The 15,338-nt window shown below is 65.1% G+C and carries 17 protein-coding genes; 2 read left to right on the top strand and 15 right to left on the bottom strand.

Translation table 11 applies throughout. From position 1 onward, the window contains the following. Positions 1-82 precede the first annotated feature (82 nt). From nusB to L0B83_RS10655, 14 genes are all read right to left on the bottom strand, one after another. Positions 83-493 carry a transcription antitermination factor NusB gene (gene nusB / locus L0B83_RS10720; protein WP_234758399.1) on the bottom strand — a complete coding sequence of 137 codons (411 nt, stop codon included), beginning with the start codon at positions 491-493 and terminating at the stop codon, positions 83-85. Continuing rightward, complete coding sequence (gene efp / locus L0B83_RS10715; protein WP_234758398.1) at positions 493-1,056, bottom strand: elongation factor P; 564 nt, start codon at positions 1,054-1,056, stop codon at positions 493-495. The genes nusB and efp overlap by 1 nt, the downstream gene beginning before the upstream one ends. A 156-nt stretch (positions 1,057-1,212) precedes the next feature. Further along, positions 1,213-1,734, bottom strand: a complete 522-nt coding sequence (locus L0B83_RS10710; protein ID WP_234758397.1) for a tetratricopeptide repeat protein — start codon at positions 1,732-1,734, stop codon at positions 1,213-1,215. Next, the gene (gene aroB, locus L0B83_RS10705; protein WP_234758396.1) at positions 1,731-2,822 is read right to left on the bottom strand and encodes a 3-dehydroquinate synthase; all 1,092 of its coding nucleotides are present in this window, start codon (positions 2,820-2,822) and stop codon (positions 1,731-1,733) included. Before aroB ends, L0B83_RS10710 begins: the two co-directional genes overlap by 4 nt. Further along, positions 2,819-3,385: a shikimate kinase gene (locus tag L0B83_RS10700; protein WP_372461185.1), complete on the bottom strand. Its 567-nt coding sequence runs from the start codon at positions 3,383-3,385 to the stop codon at positions 2,819-2,821. Before L0B83_RS10700 ends, aroB begins: the two co-directional genes overlap by 4 nt. Beyond that, a complete protein-coding gene (gene aroC, locus L0B83_RS10695; protein ID WP_234758394.1) occupies positions 3,385-4,584 on the bottom strand; it encodes a chorismate synthase in 1,200 nt (399 codons plus the stop codon). Before aroC ends, L0B83_RS10700 begins: the two co-directional genes overlap by 1 nt. 29 nt (positions 4,585-4,613) lie before the next feature. Beyond that, the gene (locus L0B83_RS10690; RefSeq protein ID WP_234758393.1) at positions 4,614-5,519 is read right to left on the bottom strand and encodes a shikimate dehydrogenase; all 906 of its coding nucleotides are present in this window, start codon (positions 5,517-5,519) and stop codon (positions 4,614-4,616) included. After that, positions 5,516-7,075, bottom strand: a complete 1,560-nt coding sequence (mltG, locus tag L0B83_RS10685) for an endolytic transglycosylase MltG (RefSeq protein WP_443627141.1) — start codon at positions 7,073-7,075, stop codon at positions 5,516-5,518. Before mltG ends, L0B83_RS10690 begins: the two co-directional genes overlap by 4 nt. A 128-nt stretch (positions 7,076-7,203) precedes the next feature. Continuing rightward, on the bottom strand, positions 7,204-7,791 hold the full coding sequence (gene ruvX / locus L0B83_RS10680; RefSeq protein ID WP_268820788.1) for a Holliday junction resolvase RuvX: 588 nt from the start codon (positions 7,789-7,791) through the stop codon (positions 7,204-7,206). Positions 7,792-7,793: 2 nt separating this feature from the next. Beyond that, positions 7,794-10,472, bottom strand: coding sequence for an alanine--tRNA ligase (alaS, locus tag L0B83_RS10675; protein WP_234758391.1), 2,679 nt, complete (start codon positions 10,470-10,472; stop codon positions 7,794-7,796). A 119-nt stretch (positions 10,473-10,591) separates the two neighbouring features. Next, positions 10,592-10,804, bottom strand: coding sequence for a hypothetical protein (locus L0B83_RS10670; protein WP_234758476.1), 213 nt, complete (start codon positions 10,802-10,804; stop codon positions 10,592-10,594). Between the two features lie 42 nt (positions 10,805-10,846). Further along, positions 10,847-11,221 (bottom strand): DUF948 domain-containing protein, encoded by a 375-nt coding sequence (locus tag L0B83_RS10665; protein ID WP_234758390.1) that lies wholly within the window; start codon positions 11,219-11,221, stop codon positions 10,847-10,849. A gap of 144 nt (positions 11,222-11,365) precedes the next feature. Continuing rightward, positions 11,366-11,992 carry a 30S ribosomal protein S4 gene (gene rpsD, locus L0B83_RS10660; protein WP_234758389.1) on the bottom strand — a complete coding sequence of 209 codons (627 nt, stop codon included), beginning with the start codon at positions 11,990-11,992 and terminating at the stop codon, positions 11,366-11,368. Positions 11,993-12,162: 170 nt separating this feature from the next. Beyond that, the gene (locus L0B83_RS10655; RefSeq protein ID WP_234758388.1) at positions 12,163-13,641 is read right to left on the bottom strand and encodes a replication-associated recombination protein A; all 1,479 of its coding nucleotides are present in this window, start codon (positions 13,639-13,641) and stop codon (positions 12,163-12,165) included. Positions 13,642-13,682: 41 nt separating this feature from the next. On the opposite strand from L0B83_RS10655, the gene L0B83_RS10650 reads away from it, so the two are divergent. Beyond that, positions 13,683-14,387 carry an acVLRF1 family peptidyl-tRNA hydrolase gene (locus tag L0B83_RS10650; protein WP_234758387.1) on the top strand — a complete coding sequence of 235 codons (705 nt, stop codon included), beginning with the start codon at positions 13,683-13,685 and terminating at the stop codon, positions 14,385-14,387. Between the two features lie 69 nt (positions 14,388-14,456). On the opposite strand, the gene L0B83_RS10645 is transcribed toward L0B83_RS10650, so the two are convergent. After that, complete coding sequence (locus L0B83_RS10645) at positions 14,457-14,621, bottom strand: hypothetical protein (protein ID WP_234758386.1); 165 nt, start codon at positions 14,619-14,621, stop codon at positions 14,457-14,459. On the opposite strand from L0B83_RS10645, the gene L0B83_RS10640 reads away from it, so the two are divergent. Next, entirely contained in the window at positions 14,607-15,074 is a 468-nt protein-coding gene (locus L0B83_RS10640; RefSeq protein ID WP_234758385.1) for a hypothetical protein, read from the top strand. The two genes, L0B83_RS10645 and L0B83_RS10640, sit on opposite strands and share 15 nt — an antisense overlap. The last annotated feature ends 264 nt before the right edge of the window (positions 15,075-15,338 follow it).

The following is a 15,338-nucleotide window of genomic DNA, read 5'->3' as shown; positions in this document are numbered from 1 at the left end:
TTTAGCTCACAGTCGCGGAGACGTCGAAGGGCCGGCGCCCGGAGTTTCCGGGGGCCGGCCCTTTTTTCGCAAGCAATGACGCTTAGGCGAGCAGTGACGGCTTCAGCGTCTGCAACCGGCCGAGGAGGCCGTTGATGAAGGCGGGCGATTCGTCCGTGGACATGACCTTGGCGAGGGCAACCGCTTCGCTGACTGCCACGCCGTCCGGCACGTCGTCGTTGTAAAGCAGTTCCCAGGCGCCGATCCGCAGGATGATGCGGTCGACCGCCGGCATCCGCTCGAGGGTCCAGCCCTGGGCGTAGGTCTGCAGGAACTCGTCGATGGTGGGTTGCATCGCAACCACGCCTTCCACGATGTCCACCGTGTACGGATTGACGACGAGGTCGGTCTTGTCCCGGCGAGCCTTCAAGACCTCGAAAGCGGAGGCGGAACGCTGCTCCGCCTCGAACAGTACTTCGAGGGCCCTGTTACGGGCCTTACCACGGGCACTCACTAGTCGGTGACCCGGCCCAGGTAGCTGCCGTCGCGGGTGTCGACCTTGACCTTGGTGTTGTTCTCAACGAACAGGGGCACCTGGATCTCGTAGCCGGTCTCGAGGGTGGCAGGCTTGGTGCCGGCCGAGGAGCGGTCGCCCTGCAGGCCCGGCTCGGTGTAAGTGATTTCGAGGACAACGCTCGGGGGCAGTTCGATGTAGAGCGGGGTGCCCTCGTGGATGGCGATGTTGACCATCTGGTTTTCCAGCATGAAGTTGGTGGCGTCGCCTACCGTGGCACCGGAAACAGTGATCTGGTCGTAGTCCTGGGTGTCCATGAACACGAAGTCCGCGCCGTCCTGGTACAGGTACTGGTAGTCGCGGCGGTCAACCGTGGCAGTTTCGATCTTGAGGCCGGCGTTGAAGGTCTTGTCGACCACTTTGCCCGACATGACGTTGCGCATCTTTGTGCGCACGAACGCGCCGCCCTTGCCCGGCTTGACGTGCTGGAACTCAATGATGTTCCAGAGCTGGCCCTCGAGCTTCAGCACGGTTCCGTTCTTGATGTCATTTGTGGTTGCCACTAGTTTCCTCTGGTCTCTCTCACTGGTGCTAGCTACTGGTTTAGCTTTGAGCCGACTATGCCAAGCAGGCATGCCGTGACGGCAGCCAGCGCGTATTTATCAAAAATCCAAAGACCATTCTACCGGCAAAATGCGGGGCGTCCGCCCGCTGCTGCCTCAGGAGGCGAACTCGAGGACGTTCCGGGCGCGCTGCAGGGCCACGGCAGAGGAGTAGATCAACGAAGCGTCGGCAGCCAAAGCGACCCGCAGATCCAACGCCTTCGTGAACGATTCTGCCGCGGCTGCATGATTGCCGGCCACGAAATAGGTCCGCCCCAAATACTGGTAGACCACCGGTTCCTCGGCGGTTCCGTGGACCTCGCCCAGGAGCTGGCGGAAAAGCTCCACAGCCCGGTCAAAGCGGTGGGTGGCACGGTGGAGTTCGGCCTCGAAGATCCGCAATTTGAACGACTCGGGATCCTTGTAGCGAGCCTCGGCCAGCAACTCGGCGGCTTCACCAGGGTGGCCCTCCAGCATGAGGGCCATGACGCGGTCGGCCGGATCGTTCGACGCGGCCAGTGCGGCCTGCATGGCCTCCTCGTTGACGATGGCAGGCAGGAGGGTGTCCGGGTTGGTGCGCACGCCGGGAAAACCGCCGGTTGGCCAATCACTGATGCTGATGAAGGTCTGCGTGGTCATGAGGCGATCTCCTGGTAAGCCGCGAAGAGCAGCGAAGTGTCCGGCACGTCGAGGATTCCGGGTTTCCCGACGCCGTCGAGCACCACGAAGCGCAAGAGGTCGCCGCGGGACTTCTTGTCACGGCGCATGCCGTCAAGCAGGCCCTGCCAGCGGTCCCGGCGGTAGGTGACCGGCAGCCCGAGGCCCTCCAGGATGGTGCGGTGCCTGTCGGCCTCGGCGTCGGAGAGCCGGCCGACGCTGCGGGCAAGCTCTGCGGCGAACATCATGCCAACCGAAACCGCTGCGCCGTGCCGCCACGAGTAGCGTTCGACGAGTTCGATTGCGTGGCCGAGCGTGTGTCCGTAGTTGAGGATTTCCCGCAGGCCCGATTCCTTGAGGTCCTCGGAAACCACCTTCGCCTTGACCGCGATTGCCCGTTCGATGAGCTCGCGGAGCACGGCCGATCCGGGATCGGTGACTTCCTCCGGCTTGTTTTCGACGAGTTCCAGGATGGCGGGATCGGCAATGAAGCCGCATTTGATGACTTCCGCCATTCCGGAGATCAACTCGTTCTTGGGCAGCGTCTGCAGGGTGTCCAGGTCGGCGAGGACAGCCGCGGGCGGATGGAAGGAACCCACCAGGTTCTTGCCTTCGGCCGTGTTGATGCCGGTCTTACCGCCAACTGAAGCGTCCACCATGCCCAGGAGGCTCGTGGGCATATGGATGACCTTGACGCCGCGCAGCCAGGTGGCGGCGACGAATCCGGCGAGGTCGGTGACCGCTCCCCCGCCCACAGCCACGATCGCATCGGAGCGGGTGAAGTCATTCTGGCCGAGCACTTGCCAGCAGAAGGCCGCAACCTGGATGTGCTTGCCTTCTTCGGCGTCCGGGATTTCGGCCGTGAGGGCCGTGAATCCGGCAGCCTCGAGGTCCGCGCGGACCGTATCGCCGGTGAGGCGCAGGGCACGGGGGTGGATCACGAGAACCCGCCTCACCCGCTCGCCCAGCTTCGCGGGAAGGGTCTCCAAGAGGCCGCGCCCGACGACGACGTCGTAGTTCTCGTTGGCGGACTGGCCGGTGACCTTGATGACCGTTGCTTCGTTGCTCACTTTTGCACTTCCTCTTTCAAGGCCGCGTATTCACGCAGTCTTTCCTCCACGTGGAGGGCGATTTCCGCCACGGTCCCGGACCGGACGTCGACAATGATGTCTGCAAGGCGTTCATAGACTGGACGCCGGGCGGCGAAGAGGGTCGCCCAGCGGGCCATTGCGTCGCCGGCCAGGAGTGGCCGGCCGGTGTTGCGGGCAATGCGCTCGGCGACCGTGTCGGCGTCGCACTCAAGGTAGATCACGGTGCAGTCGCCCAGCAGTTGCTGCGTGCCCGAATCGAGCACCGCGCCACCTCCGAGGGAGACCACCGCGCCCTCGACGTTGGCGGCGTCGACGGCCCGTGCCACTGTCCTGGCCTCGATCTCCCGGAAGGCGTGTTCTCCGCGACCGGCGAAAATATCCGCGATCGTGCCGTGGTGCTCGACGATGACCGCGTCCGTGTCCACAAAGGGCACGCCCAATTGCTGGGCGAGCTGCTGGCCAATGACCGACTTGCCGACGGCCATGGGTCCCACGAGTACTATGGCGGGACCGAAACCGACCCCGGAACTGCCGCGGACCACTAGTGGCCGACCGAGTCCAGGGTTGCCGGGATGCTGTCCAGGTAACCCCGCAGGTTGCGGGCGGTCTCTTCGACCGAGTCGCCGCCGAACTTCTCGGCGACCGCCTCGGCCAACACCAGGGCGACCATGGCCTCGGCTACAACACCCGCGGCCGGAACGGCACAGACGTCGGAGCGCTGGTGGTGCGCCTTGGCGGCCTCGCCGGTGCTCACGTCAATGGTCTTCAAGGCACGCGGGACCGTGGCGATGGGCTTCATGGCAGCGCGGACACGCAAGACCTCGCCGATGCTCATGCCGCCTTCGATGCCACCTGCACGGTTGGTCTTGCGGACGATCCGGCCCGTCTCGTCCTTAACGATCTCGTCGTGCGCGGCGGAGCCTCGGCGCGCCGCGGTCAGGAAGCCGTCGCCGACTTCCACGCCCTTGATCGCCTGGATGCCCATCAGCGCGGCGGCCAGGCGCGAGTCGAGGCGACGGTCCCAATGCACGTAGCTTCCAAGTCCGGGCGGCAGTCCGTAGGCAAGAACTTCGACAACGCCTCCGAGGGTCTCGCCCTCCTTGTGTGCTGCGTCCACCTCGGCCACCATGGCGTCGGAGGTCTCACGATCGAAGCAGCGCAAAGGATCGGCATCGAGGGCCAGCACGTCGGACGGCACCGGGAGCGGCCGGCCCTCCGGCACGGTCACGCTCGCGATGGATACTGTGTGGCTTACGAGTTCGATGCCAAGCTGCTTCAGGAATTGCGCAGCGACAGTGCCCAACGCGACACGCGTGGCGGTCTCCCGCGCACTGGCACGCTCCAGGACAGGGCGGGCCTCCGGGAATCCGTACTTCTGCATACCCGTGAAATCTGCATGGCCGGGCCGCGGACGCGTCAACGGCGCATTGCGGGCCTGGTCCGCGAGCAGCGCGGCGTCCACCGGGTCGGCAGACATAATCTGCTCCCATTTGGGCCATTCGGTGTTGCCGATCTGGATCGCGACCGGGCCACCCTGCGTCACGCCGTGCCTGACGCCGCCAAGGATGGTCACTTCGTCCTGCTCGAACTTCATCCGGGCGCCGCGGCCATAGCCGAGACGCCGACGCGCCAAGGCGTCGCGGATTTCCCCGCTGGTGAGTTCAACACCGGCGGGTACGCCTTCTACAATTCCGAGCAGTGCCGGTCCATGGGATTCACCGGCAGTCAACCAACGCAACATATATCCAATCCTGCCATGTAAGGCCCCTACTAGACCCGCCGGGGAAGCCCGACTGAGTCACACATCACATCTATGACGTCAGCGGTAACCTCGGCTCCGGAAAACAGCCGGATTTGCTCCACGGCTTGGTAGAGCAACATCTCCAACCCGGGAACCACGGCTCCGCCCCGCGAATGCCATGCTTCGGCAATGCGGCTGGGCCACGGATCGTAGGCGACGTCGAGGAGGACACCCCAGACATCGTCGGGAACCTTGCCATCGTCGGGAAACTTGCCACCTTCAGGAAGTTTGCCACCGTCGGCGAGCTGCCTAAGTTGCGCCGCAATCCCATCCGCCGCCCGCGGTGGCAGCGTGGAGATCACCAGGTCCGCTCCCGCCATGCCTTCAGCGGCTTCGGCCAGCGGCCGAAGATGAACCGGGAGCCCGACGGCGGCTGCCGCGGCTTTCGCCTCAGCGGCCCGTCCGGCGTCGCGCACAAAGACGTCAACATGGTTCGAACCGAGCTCCCGGAGCGCCGCAATAGCGGCCGCGGACGTCCCGCCTCCGCCAAGGACCGCTGCCCTCGGCTGATCCGTGACTCCCGCATTCCTGACGGCGTCGACGATGCCGGCCACGTCCGTATTGTGGCCGACCCGCCGGACGCCGTGCTCGGTGGCCTCAAACGCAACCGTGTTGATGACCCCCAGGTACGCACCGGCCCCGCGGACCTCGTCGACCTCGTCCACCATGGCGGTCTTGAGGGGCATGGTGACGGACAAACCGCACCAGTCGTCCCCGGCCGCGAGGCCCGCCATGAAGGCCGGGAGCCGCTCAACTGTTACATCGATGGCCGAGTAGTCGATGTCGAGGCCAAGCTTCGCATAGGCCGCGCGGTGCAGCGCTGGTGACTTCGAGTGGCTGATGGGGTGCCCCAGGACGGCAGCACGTCTACTCACACGCACCGTCCGGCATTGGCGGCACACCATGCGTTGTATTGCTCAACGTACTTCTGGTGTTCCGCCAGCGTGCTGGAGAACTTCGTTTCCTTGGTGTCGAGGTTGATGGTCACCCAGTAAAGGTAGTTGTTCGGTGTCGGCTTGGCGGCGGCATCGATGGCCGTCTTACCCGGTGAACCGATGGGACCGACCGGCAGGCCTGCGTTGGCATAGGTGTTGTATGGGTTGTTCTTGTCCGCCTTTTGGGCGTCGGTCAGGTGGAAGGTCTTGGTACCCAGGCCGTACGTCACGGTGGCATCGGACTGGATGAGTCCGTTCGTCTCGGTGTTGCCCGGCTTCAGCCTGTTGTAAATGGCGCCGGCCACGTTGCCGTAGTCGGCCTGCCCGCCTTCAGCCTGCACGATGCTGGCCACCGTGATGACCTGGTACTGCTTGGCGGGATCGGTGACTCCCTGGGCCTTGAGCTCGTCGGTGGTGGCCGAGACGAGCTTCTGGAGGATGTCCTTGGCGGGGGTGCCCAACGGGAAACGGTACTCCCCCGGTGCCAGGAAGCCTTCCAGGTTCTTTGCCTGTGCAGGAACGCCGAACTGGGCCGGTGAGTCGCTGAGCGCCTTCAATTCGGAAACAGGTATGCGCGAACCCTTGGAAATCGCGTCAAGGGATTCATTGATGCGGAGCCCGGCACTCAGGGCGAAGTACATGACCTTCGAAGAGTCCTTGCCGATCAGGACGTTCACCGCGTCGGAGTTTTTCATTTCGGTTTTGAAGGTGAAATCACCCGGTGAGAGTTCACCGCCGGAGGCAGTAAATGCCGCCACGAAACTATCGGCGTCGGCAATGACGTGCTGGCTCTGCAGGTTGCTCGCGACCAGCTTCGGGCCGGAGCCCGGGGCCACAGTGATGGTGACCGAACCGGTGCCCGGGCCGGGGTAGTCGGTGACCTTGTCCATCCCGAGCAATGGCTTCAGGAACTGTGCACCAACGGCAACCGCTGCGACGAATACCGTAAGGGTGAGAAAAAGGGCGAGAAGGCGACGGCGACGGCGGACCTTTTTCGAGGGGACCTTCGGCGCCGGAGTCGCGGCCGCCATGAGGTCATGGGCGCCGGCTTCTTCATGGACTCCGTAGTCGAAGTGCGGATCGTGGTGCTCATAACCTTCCTCATGGGCCTCCAGCTCGTGGAACTCGTCACCGTGGGCGACGTCGTAGCTGTGCACGGCGTCGGCGTGCACAGCGTCGTGCTGGACGGTCTCGGGGTGAACGGTGTCGTGCAGGACTGTCTCCGCGTGAACGGCGTCGTGCTGGACGGTCTCCGGGTGCGCCACGTCGTGGTGCACGGCCTCGGGCAGCGCAGAATCAACTGGCTCCGCCGTGGCAGGGTGCTCCAGCATGTCCTCTTCGTGTGCGGGTGTCTCGCCGTGCAGACCGTCGCCGTGCAGACCGTCGTCGTGGAGGCCAGCGGCGTGGGCGGTCTCTTCCCGGGACGACGGCGCGTAGTCCGGGACGTATGCAGGCTGCGGCTTCGGGACTTCGACGGGTTCAAAATGGACAGGCACAGGCGGTGGCAAGACCTCCTGGTTCTGGGTCTCCAAGAATCGTTCCCTGGCACGGATTTCACGGCGCGTCAGAGGCCGGATACGGTCTTCTGCAGCGTCGTTGGAGGGGTCGTTGTTGACCGGGCTCACTATTGTCTTCCCCTCGTTGGAGAGTGTGGATCAATGCCGGAGGCCGGCAGCGGCGCACTGGCACCGTCGATGTGTTGGGGTGGCATCGGCGCCTGCACACGCCTGCCCACATCCGCACCTCTGGCTTTTTGCATGTCGATCGCGTGCTGCAGAATTCCGGCAGCGGCGACCTGATCCACCACTTTACGATGATCCTTGCTGCTCATGCCAGCTTCGTGCAGATTGCGGTGTGCCGTCACGGTACTGAGGCGCTCGTCCACCAGGTTGACGGGAACCTCAAGCCCACGGGCTTGCAATTGAGCCGCGAGCAACTCCGCGTAGTCGGTTGCCATGACGGCGGACGCCCGTTCCTCGCCCTTCAGTGTGCGCGGCAGCCCGACGAAGATCTGAACTACGCCCAACTCCGCGGCGTGCCGCACGATGACTGCGACGTCCGAATTCTTCTTGGCGTCCCTGCTTACCGTCTTGAACGGCGTTGCCAGGATCCCGTCCGGATCGCAGATGGCAACTCCCACACGGACGGTCCCGACATCCACCCCCAGTTTGATGCCCCGCGGGTAATCAGCGTTGCTCGCAATGGCCTCCAAGATCAGCGCTTGGCAATCGCGTCCACAACGGCCTCAAGGGCCGGTGCGATCTTCGCGGCGTCGGTTCCGCCGCCTTGGGCGACATCATCCTTGCCGCCGCCGCCACCGCCGAGGATTCCTGCAGCCACGCGGACCAGCGCGCCCGCCTTGACGCCCGCGTCGCGCGCGGCCTCGTTGGTGGCCACGATGATGACCGGGCGATCGTTGCTGACTCCGGCCACGGCTACCGTGGAAGCGTCGGAGCCCAGCCGGTTGCGGAGGTCCATGGCGAGGCTGCGGAGGTCGTCCGCTCCGCCGACCTGGCCGGCGTCGTGCGCCACCACCCGGACGCCTGCGGCGTCCCGGGCCGTCGCAACGAGGTTCGCAGCCGCCGCGGTCAGCTGCTCCTTGCGGAGGCGCTCGAGTTCCTTTTCTGTAGCTTTGAGCTTGGCCAAGGTGCTCGAGATCCGGTCCGCCAGCTGGCCCGAGGGGACCTTGAGCATCTCCGTCAGCTCGGTGACCAAGGCGCGCTCGGCTGCGAGGTGCCGGAAAGCGTCAAGGCCGACGAAGGCTTCCACGCGGCGGTTTCCCGAACCCACGGACTGCTCGCCGAGCAGCGACAGGCTCCCGATCAAGGAGGTGTTGGCCACGTGGGTTCCACCGCAGAGTTCGCGGGACCACGCGCCGTCGATCTCCACAACCCGGACTTCGCTGCCGTAGTTTTCGCCGAAGAGGGCCATGGCGCCGAGTGCCTTCGCCTCCGCGAGGCCCATGATCTTCGTGTCCACCTGGAAGTTGTTGCGGATGGCGATGTTCGAGACCTCTTCGATCTCGGACTTCGTGGCCGCGCTCAGCCCCTCGCCCCAGGCGAAGTCGAAGCGAAGGTAGCCGGCCTTATTGAAGGAGCCCCGCTGGGTCGCCTCCGGGCCGAGGATCTGGTGGAGGGCGGCGTGCACGATGTGCGTGCCCGTGTGGGCCTGCTCCGCAGCGTGGCGGCGTTCGCGGTCGACGGCGGCGCGCACCAAGGCGTCCGAAGCGATCTCGCCCTCACGGACGATCGCCTTGTGGACGCTCAGGCCTTTCACGGGGCGCTGGACGTCGAGGACTTCGACGACGAAGCCGTCACCGGTGATGAGCCCCTTGTCGGCCGACTGGCCACCGGCCTCTGCGTAGAACGGGGTCTCGTTGAGCACCAACTCGATTTCGTCGCCGGTGGAGGCGTGGGCAACACGCTGGCCGGAGCTGACGATGCCGCGGACCCGCGCTTCGCCTTCCAACTCGGTGTAGCCCGTGAAGACTGTCTCGCCTTCGGCCAGGAGCTCCTGGAAGGCCGAGACATCGGCGTGTCCGCCCTTCTTGGCCTTGGCATCCGCCTGGGCCCGCTGGCGCTGTTCAAGCATGAGGTTACGGAATTCGGCCTCGTCGACCTTCAGACCGGCCTCTTCTGCCATTTCGAGGGTCAGATCGATCGGGAATCCGTAGGTGTCGTGCAGGGTGAAGGCATCCTCGCCGGACAGCGGCTTGCCGGCGGCCTTGGAGAGCACCACTGCTTCCTCAAGGCGTGCCGTACCGGAGGCGATGGTGCGCAGGAAGGCCTTTTCTTCGGCATAGGCGATGCGGCTGATGCGCTCGAAGTCGGTCTCCACCACGGGGTAGACACCCTTCATGGCGTCGCGGGAAGCCGGGAGCAATTGCGGGAGGCAAGCTTCCTCGACACCGAGCAGGCGCATGGCACGGACGGCACGGCGGATAAGCCGGCGCAGGACGTAGCCACGGCCTTCGTTGGACGGGGAAACGCCGTCGGAGATCAGCATGAGGGCCGAACGGATGTGGTCGGCGACGACGCGCATCCGGACATCGTCCGTGTGGTGCGGGTCGTCAGCGGACTCGGCGGAGGTGTATTCCTTGCCGGACAAAGCCGCTGCCTTGTCGATGACGGGACGGACCTGGTCCGTTTCGTACATGTTTTCAACGCCCTGCAGGATCATCGCGAGGCGCTCCATGCCGAGGCCGGTATCGATGTTCTTCTTGGGCAGTTCGCCAACGATGTCGAAGTCCACCTTCGAGCGGACGTTCTCGATCTGGTACTGCATGAACACAAGGTTCCAGATTTCGATGTAGCGGTTTTCGTCCGCGATGGGGCCGCCTTCGGCGCCATACGCCGGTCCCCGGTCGTAGTAGATTTCCGAACACGGGCCCGCAGGGCCGGGCTGCCCGGTGGACCAGTAGTTGTCCGCCTTGCCCATCCGCTGGATGCGCGACGCGGGGATGCCGGTGTTCTTGAGCCACAGCTCCTGGGCTTCGTCGTCTTCTTCGTAGACGGTCACCCAGAGGCGGTCGACGTCGAGTCCGTAGCCGCCGTCGTCGACGCTCTTGGTGAGCAGTTCGAAGGCGAACTTGATGGCGTCTTCCTTGAAGTAGTCCCCGAAGGAGAAGTTTCCGCACATCTGGAAGAAGGTGCCGTGGCGGGCGGTCTTGCCCACTTCCTCGATGTCGCCGGTGCGGATGCACTTCTGGACGCTCGTGGCCCGGGTGAAGGGCGGCTCCTCGCGGGCGGTCAGGTAAGGGATGAACGGAACCATGCCGGCCACAGTGAAGAGCAGGGAGGGGTCGCTGGATACGAGCGAGGCTGAGGGAACGGCGGTGTGGCCCTTGCTGACAAAAAAGTCCACCCAGCGTTTGGTGATCTCGTGCGACTTCATTAGCTGATTACTTACCCTTCTCAATTCACTGCACGTGAGTTTGTGCGCGGTTCTGGCATGCGCCATTGCCGCAGCTTCTAATTCTGCCCTGTTGGGGCCGCTCGGGCGAACCGCGGCGGCTAGCGCCTGCCGGCGTCGGACTCCACGATGCCGAGCGCGGACCTGAGGTCGACTTCGCGTTCATTCATTCCGGCGCGGACGGCGTCGGCGAAGTCGTACACGCCGTCGGCCAGCCGCGCAACGGCACGGTTCAGGCCTTCGGGACCAAGCGCGGACTGTGCTTGGGTGATCTTGCGGAAGGCGATGACTCCGATTGCCACGCCGATCCCCATCCAGACAATTCTTTTCACGGTGTTCCTGACTTCGGGATGGATTCAGCGGCTGCGGCGGCCGCTGCTCGGTTTACGGCGGGAGGCAAAAGCCGAACGCACTCCATAACTAAACGCTGCCACCTTGATAAGCGGCGAACCGACTGTTGCGGCCACCAGCGAGGACAACGCCGAGATGTTCGCTGACGCGTCGGAAACGTTCGAGGTGATGCCATCCACCTTTTGCAGCTGCTGGTTGGTGGTGGAAACGGTGGCCGTCACCTCATCCATGAGGGGCGTTGCTCCGTCGCTCAGGGAACGGATGGAGGTGCGGACCTCATCGAAGACGCGTCCGAGCTTGAGGATCGGTACGGCCAAAAGCAGCACAAGGAGCGCGAAAACTCCGGCCGCGATCAGGCCTGCAATATCGCCACCAGTCATGGACACTCATCTCCTAGCATTTGTGCGTTGCCGCTGGCGCCGTGTGGTTCTACACAGGCGCGCCCGGCGTGGCTTCCCCAAGTACCTTACATACAAAGAAGCCCGCGGCGCGTGCCACGGGCTTCTTTGTAGGTGCTTGCTGAATCAGCGAGCGTAGAATTCGACCACGAGCTGCTCTTCGCAGGTCACGGGGACCTCGGAGCGCTTCGGGCGACGAACCAGGCGTGCCTGCAGGGCGTCAAGCTTGACGTCCAGGTAGGCCGGAACCTGGGGCAGGACATCGCGGTGCGCACCTGCAGCGGCGACCTGGAACGGAGCCATGACTTCGCTGCGGCTGTGAACGTGGATGAGCTGGCCTTCACCAACGCGGAACGACGGGCGGTCCACGCGGACGCCGTCAACGAGGATGTGGCGGTGCACAACCAGCTGGCGGGCCTGGGCGATGGTGCGGGCGAAGCCGGCACGCAGCACGAGGGCGTCGAGGCGCATTTCGAGCTGTTCGATCAGGTTTTCACCGGTCAGGCCCTTGGTACGGCGTGCTTCTTCGAAGGCACGGGTCATCTGGGCTTCGCGGATGCCGTACTGGGCGCGCAGACGCTGCTTTTCGCGCAGACGAACGGCGTAGTCGGAGTCCTGCTTCTTGCGGGCACGGCCGTGTTCACCGGGGCCGTACGGACGGCGCTCCATGTACTTGGCTGCCTTGGGAGTCAGAGCGATGCCGAGTGCACGCGAAAGGCGTGCGGTACGGCGAGCACGAGTGTTGTTAGCCACTTGTGTCCTTCCAATATTTGCGGTGTGTCAGTGTTACTGGCCTCCATGAGGGAGAGCATCGGCCAACCGCTGCCTTTTGCTACGGGGCGCAGGGCACAGGCCCACCCATTGGAATGTGATGGATTGTGCGTCCGCGCCTTGCCAGACAAACATCCATCCTAGCACGGCAGCTACTTGCCCCGGATAATCCTGCGCAGCCGCTCAAGCCTCGGAGCAATGTCCCGTTCGGCGCCGTTTGCCGTGGGCTCGTAGTAGTCCCTGCCGACCAGGTCATCCGGGGGGTACTGCTGGGTGGCGACACCGTGCGGGGCATCGTGGGCGTACTTGTAGCCTTGGCCGTGCCCCAGGCCCTTTGCTCCTTGGTAGTGCGCGTCACGCAGGTGCGCCGGAATTCCGACCCCCATCCCCGCGCGGACATCGGCGATGGCCTTGTTGATGCCCATATAGGCGGCGTTTGACTTGGGCGCCGTGGCCAGGTGCACCACGGCTTCGGCGAGGATGATCCGGCCTTCCGGCATTCCGATCAATTGCACTGCCTGGGCGGCGGCGACGGCGGTCTGCAGCGCCGTCGGATCGGCCATGCCGATGTCCTCGGCCGCCGAAATGACAATCCGGCGGGCCACAAAGCGCGGGTCCTCGCCGGCCTCGAGCATGCGGGCCAGGTAGTGGAGGGCCGCATCGACGTCCGAGCCGCGGATGGACTTGATGAATGCGCTGGCGACATCGTAGTGCTGGTCACCGGCGCGGTCGTAGCGGACGGCAGCCACGTCCAAGGCCCGCTCTGTATGGCGGAGTTCGACGACCACCGGTGCCTCGGGGGCGCCGTCGCCGGCTAGGCCTTCTTCTTCAGGTGCATCTTCCGACGCGTCGCCGTTGTGCCTCCGGTCCCCGTACGCGACGCCGGCCGCGGCCTCAAGCGCGGTGAGCGCGCGGCGGGCGTCTCCGCCGGACAGTCGGACCAGATGCTCCAGTGCTTCAGGGGTGAGCTCTACTCCCCCTGCAAGGCCGCGGGCATCGGCAACTGCGCGCTGCAGGAGGGCTTCGATATCGCCGTCCGTGAGCGGCTTCAGGGTGAGCAGGAGGGACCGCGAAAGCAGCGGCGATACCACCGAGAACGACGGGTTTTCGGTCGTAGCTGCGACGAGGACCACCCAGCGGTTCTCGACGCCGGGAAGCAAAGCGTCCTGCTGTGCCTTGTTGAAGCGGTGGATCTCATCCAGGAACAGCACAGTGGTGGTCCGGTAAAGGTCACGGGCGGTGAGCGCTTCGTCCATAACGCGCCGGACGTCCTTCACGCCCGCGGTGATCGCCGACAACTCGACGAACTTCCGGCCCGGTCCCCTCGCGATGACATGCGCGAGCGTGGTCTTGCCTGTTCCCGGCGGTCCCCACAAGATGACGGAACTGGGACCGGCAGGACCGGCTGCGTCAGCCCCGGCTGCGAGCTGCCGGAGCGGCGAACCTTGGCCAAGAAGATGCTGCTGTCCCACGACGTCGTCGAGCGTCCTGGGCCTCATGCGGACAGCCAAAGGGCTCCGCTGCGACGCCGCATGGCCTGCTTCGACGCGGCCCGAATCCGGCTGGCCGCCGTCGTCGTCGACGTTGTCCGCCCCGGCGTTGTCCGCCCCGGCACCAAAGAGATCTTCCACATGGATAGGCTACTCATGATTCCAGCTAAGGAGACATCGACGTGGAGACCCCAGCGCACGGCTCAGCCGGCAAGCAAGCCGTGCCGGCCGCCCGGACGGCCTTCGTCGCCGGGCCCAGGCTGGCCGGCTGGGTGGAGCGCTTCGCCGCGAGCCATGGCGCGCTGCGGGAGGATCTCGACGACGAAGGCGTCTTGTTGCGGGCCGCCGACGGCGTCGTGCTGCGGGCCGCCGACGGCGCGACCGCTCTGCTACGCGCACCATGGCCCGTTGATGGACGGCCCGGCAGGGGAAGCAACTCGGTGGAGCGTTTGGCCTCGCTCGCTTCGCAGGAACGGCAGCTTGGGATCATCCTGTTGCGGCGGGGCGGCTATGCAGTGGGGGTCGCGAGCGGCGGCATGCTGGCCGCGTCCAAATCGGGTTCCCGCTACGTGCAGTCGCGCTCGGCGGCGGGCGGATCCTCGCAACAGCGCTTTGCCCGTCGTCGCGAGAACCAGGCAAACGCCCTGACGGAAGCCGTGGCCGGTTATGCCGCAGGGGTGTTTGCCGGGCACCCAATTGAATATCTCGTGCTGGGCGGAGACGCCGCCCTGTCAGCAGCTGTCCTGGAAGAAAAGGCGTTGAAGGAATACGCGTCGCGGACGAGGCTCCCGTTCCTGGCAGTAGCCGACCCCAACACAACCGTGCTGCGGAAGGCTGCCGCAGATGCGTGCGCGGTGCGCATCGAGGTCACTGATCCGCCGAGGTAGGCTGCGACGCTGGAACGGCCTGTGCAGGGGTTGGGGGCCCTGGGGGTGCGGGTCCTGGGGGTGCGGGTCCTAGTCGTGCGGGGGCAGGGCGGGCAGTTGCGGCGCTTCCCCGACCCCGGGTACCAGCACGAGTACTTCACCCAGCTCGGTTCCTGCAGCTGTGATGCTTAAGGGCATGCCGATAACGATCACGCCCACGTCGCAAGTGAGGGTCCCGTGATGAATGTAACCCACGCGCTCACAATGAACGGCCGGGTTCATGGCGAGCTCAAAGATCCGGTGTTGGCGCCTCGGGAGTTGATCGAGCAGCGGCTCGGTCTCCTCGACGGCGTGGTTCGCTACTCGCTTAGCCTCTGGAAGCTTCCCAGCGGCATCCCGTTCGAGCGTGTCGATCTCACTGAATCGCCACAAGAGTACATTCAGGCGGCAGGCTCGGTGAAAGCGATGACTCTTGAACTTCGGCGGCTCGAGCAAGAACGTCATGACCCTGCGCACTTTGTCGTGGGTCGCGCCGGAAGTAATGGCTTGGCCCTGCCACCCGAGGTCGTCATTCCATGGGACGGATGTGAGGCGCGCGTGGCCGCGTCCGAGGTGTTTTCAGCATCCGAGGCCGCTGAGGTGTTCGCGTCGTACTACGAGACCGGCCAGCTCCCAGCCCCTCTCCAGCTCCGGCCGCTCGCCCTCTGAAGGCGGGAACCTCGAGGCACGGCGTCTCTTCAGTTAGTCTTTCCGGACGCTCGTCCCCTAGCTCCTTGGTCGCGGTCCGCGACCGTGTTCTTGGGGTTTTTTCGGGGAATTTTCCGGGCGGGGGCCCCTTGGACGCTAAATTGTCGGTGCCTCGTGTGAGGGTGGGGGTATGGATCGAAGGACAGTCTGGGGTGCGGAAAGCACGGCGGCCGTGGAGGCCGTCGCCGCTTCCGTCACCGTGCTTGCCGGTCTTGCCGCCAGTGC

It is taken from the genome of Arthrobacter alkaliphilus, from assembly GCF_021483235.1.
Classification (GTDB): domain Bacteria; phylum Actinomycetota; class Actinomycetes; order Actinomycetales; family Micrococcaceae; genus Arthrobacter; species Arthrobacter alkaliphilus.
Note: the sequence above shows the minus strand (reverse complement) of the source record. Positions and strands in the feature narration are given on the sequence as shown.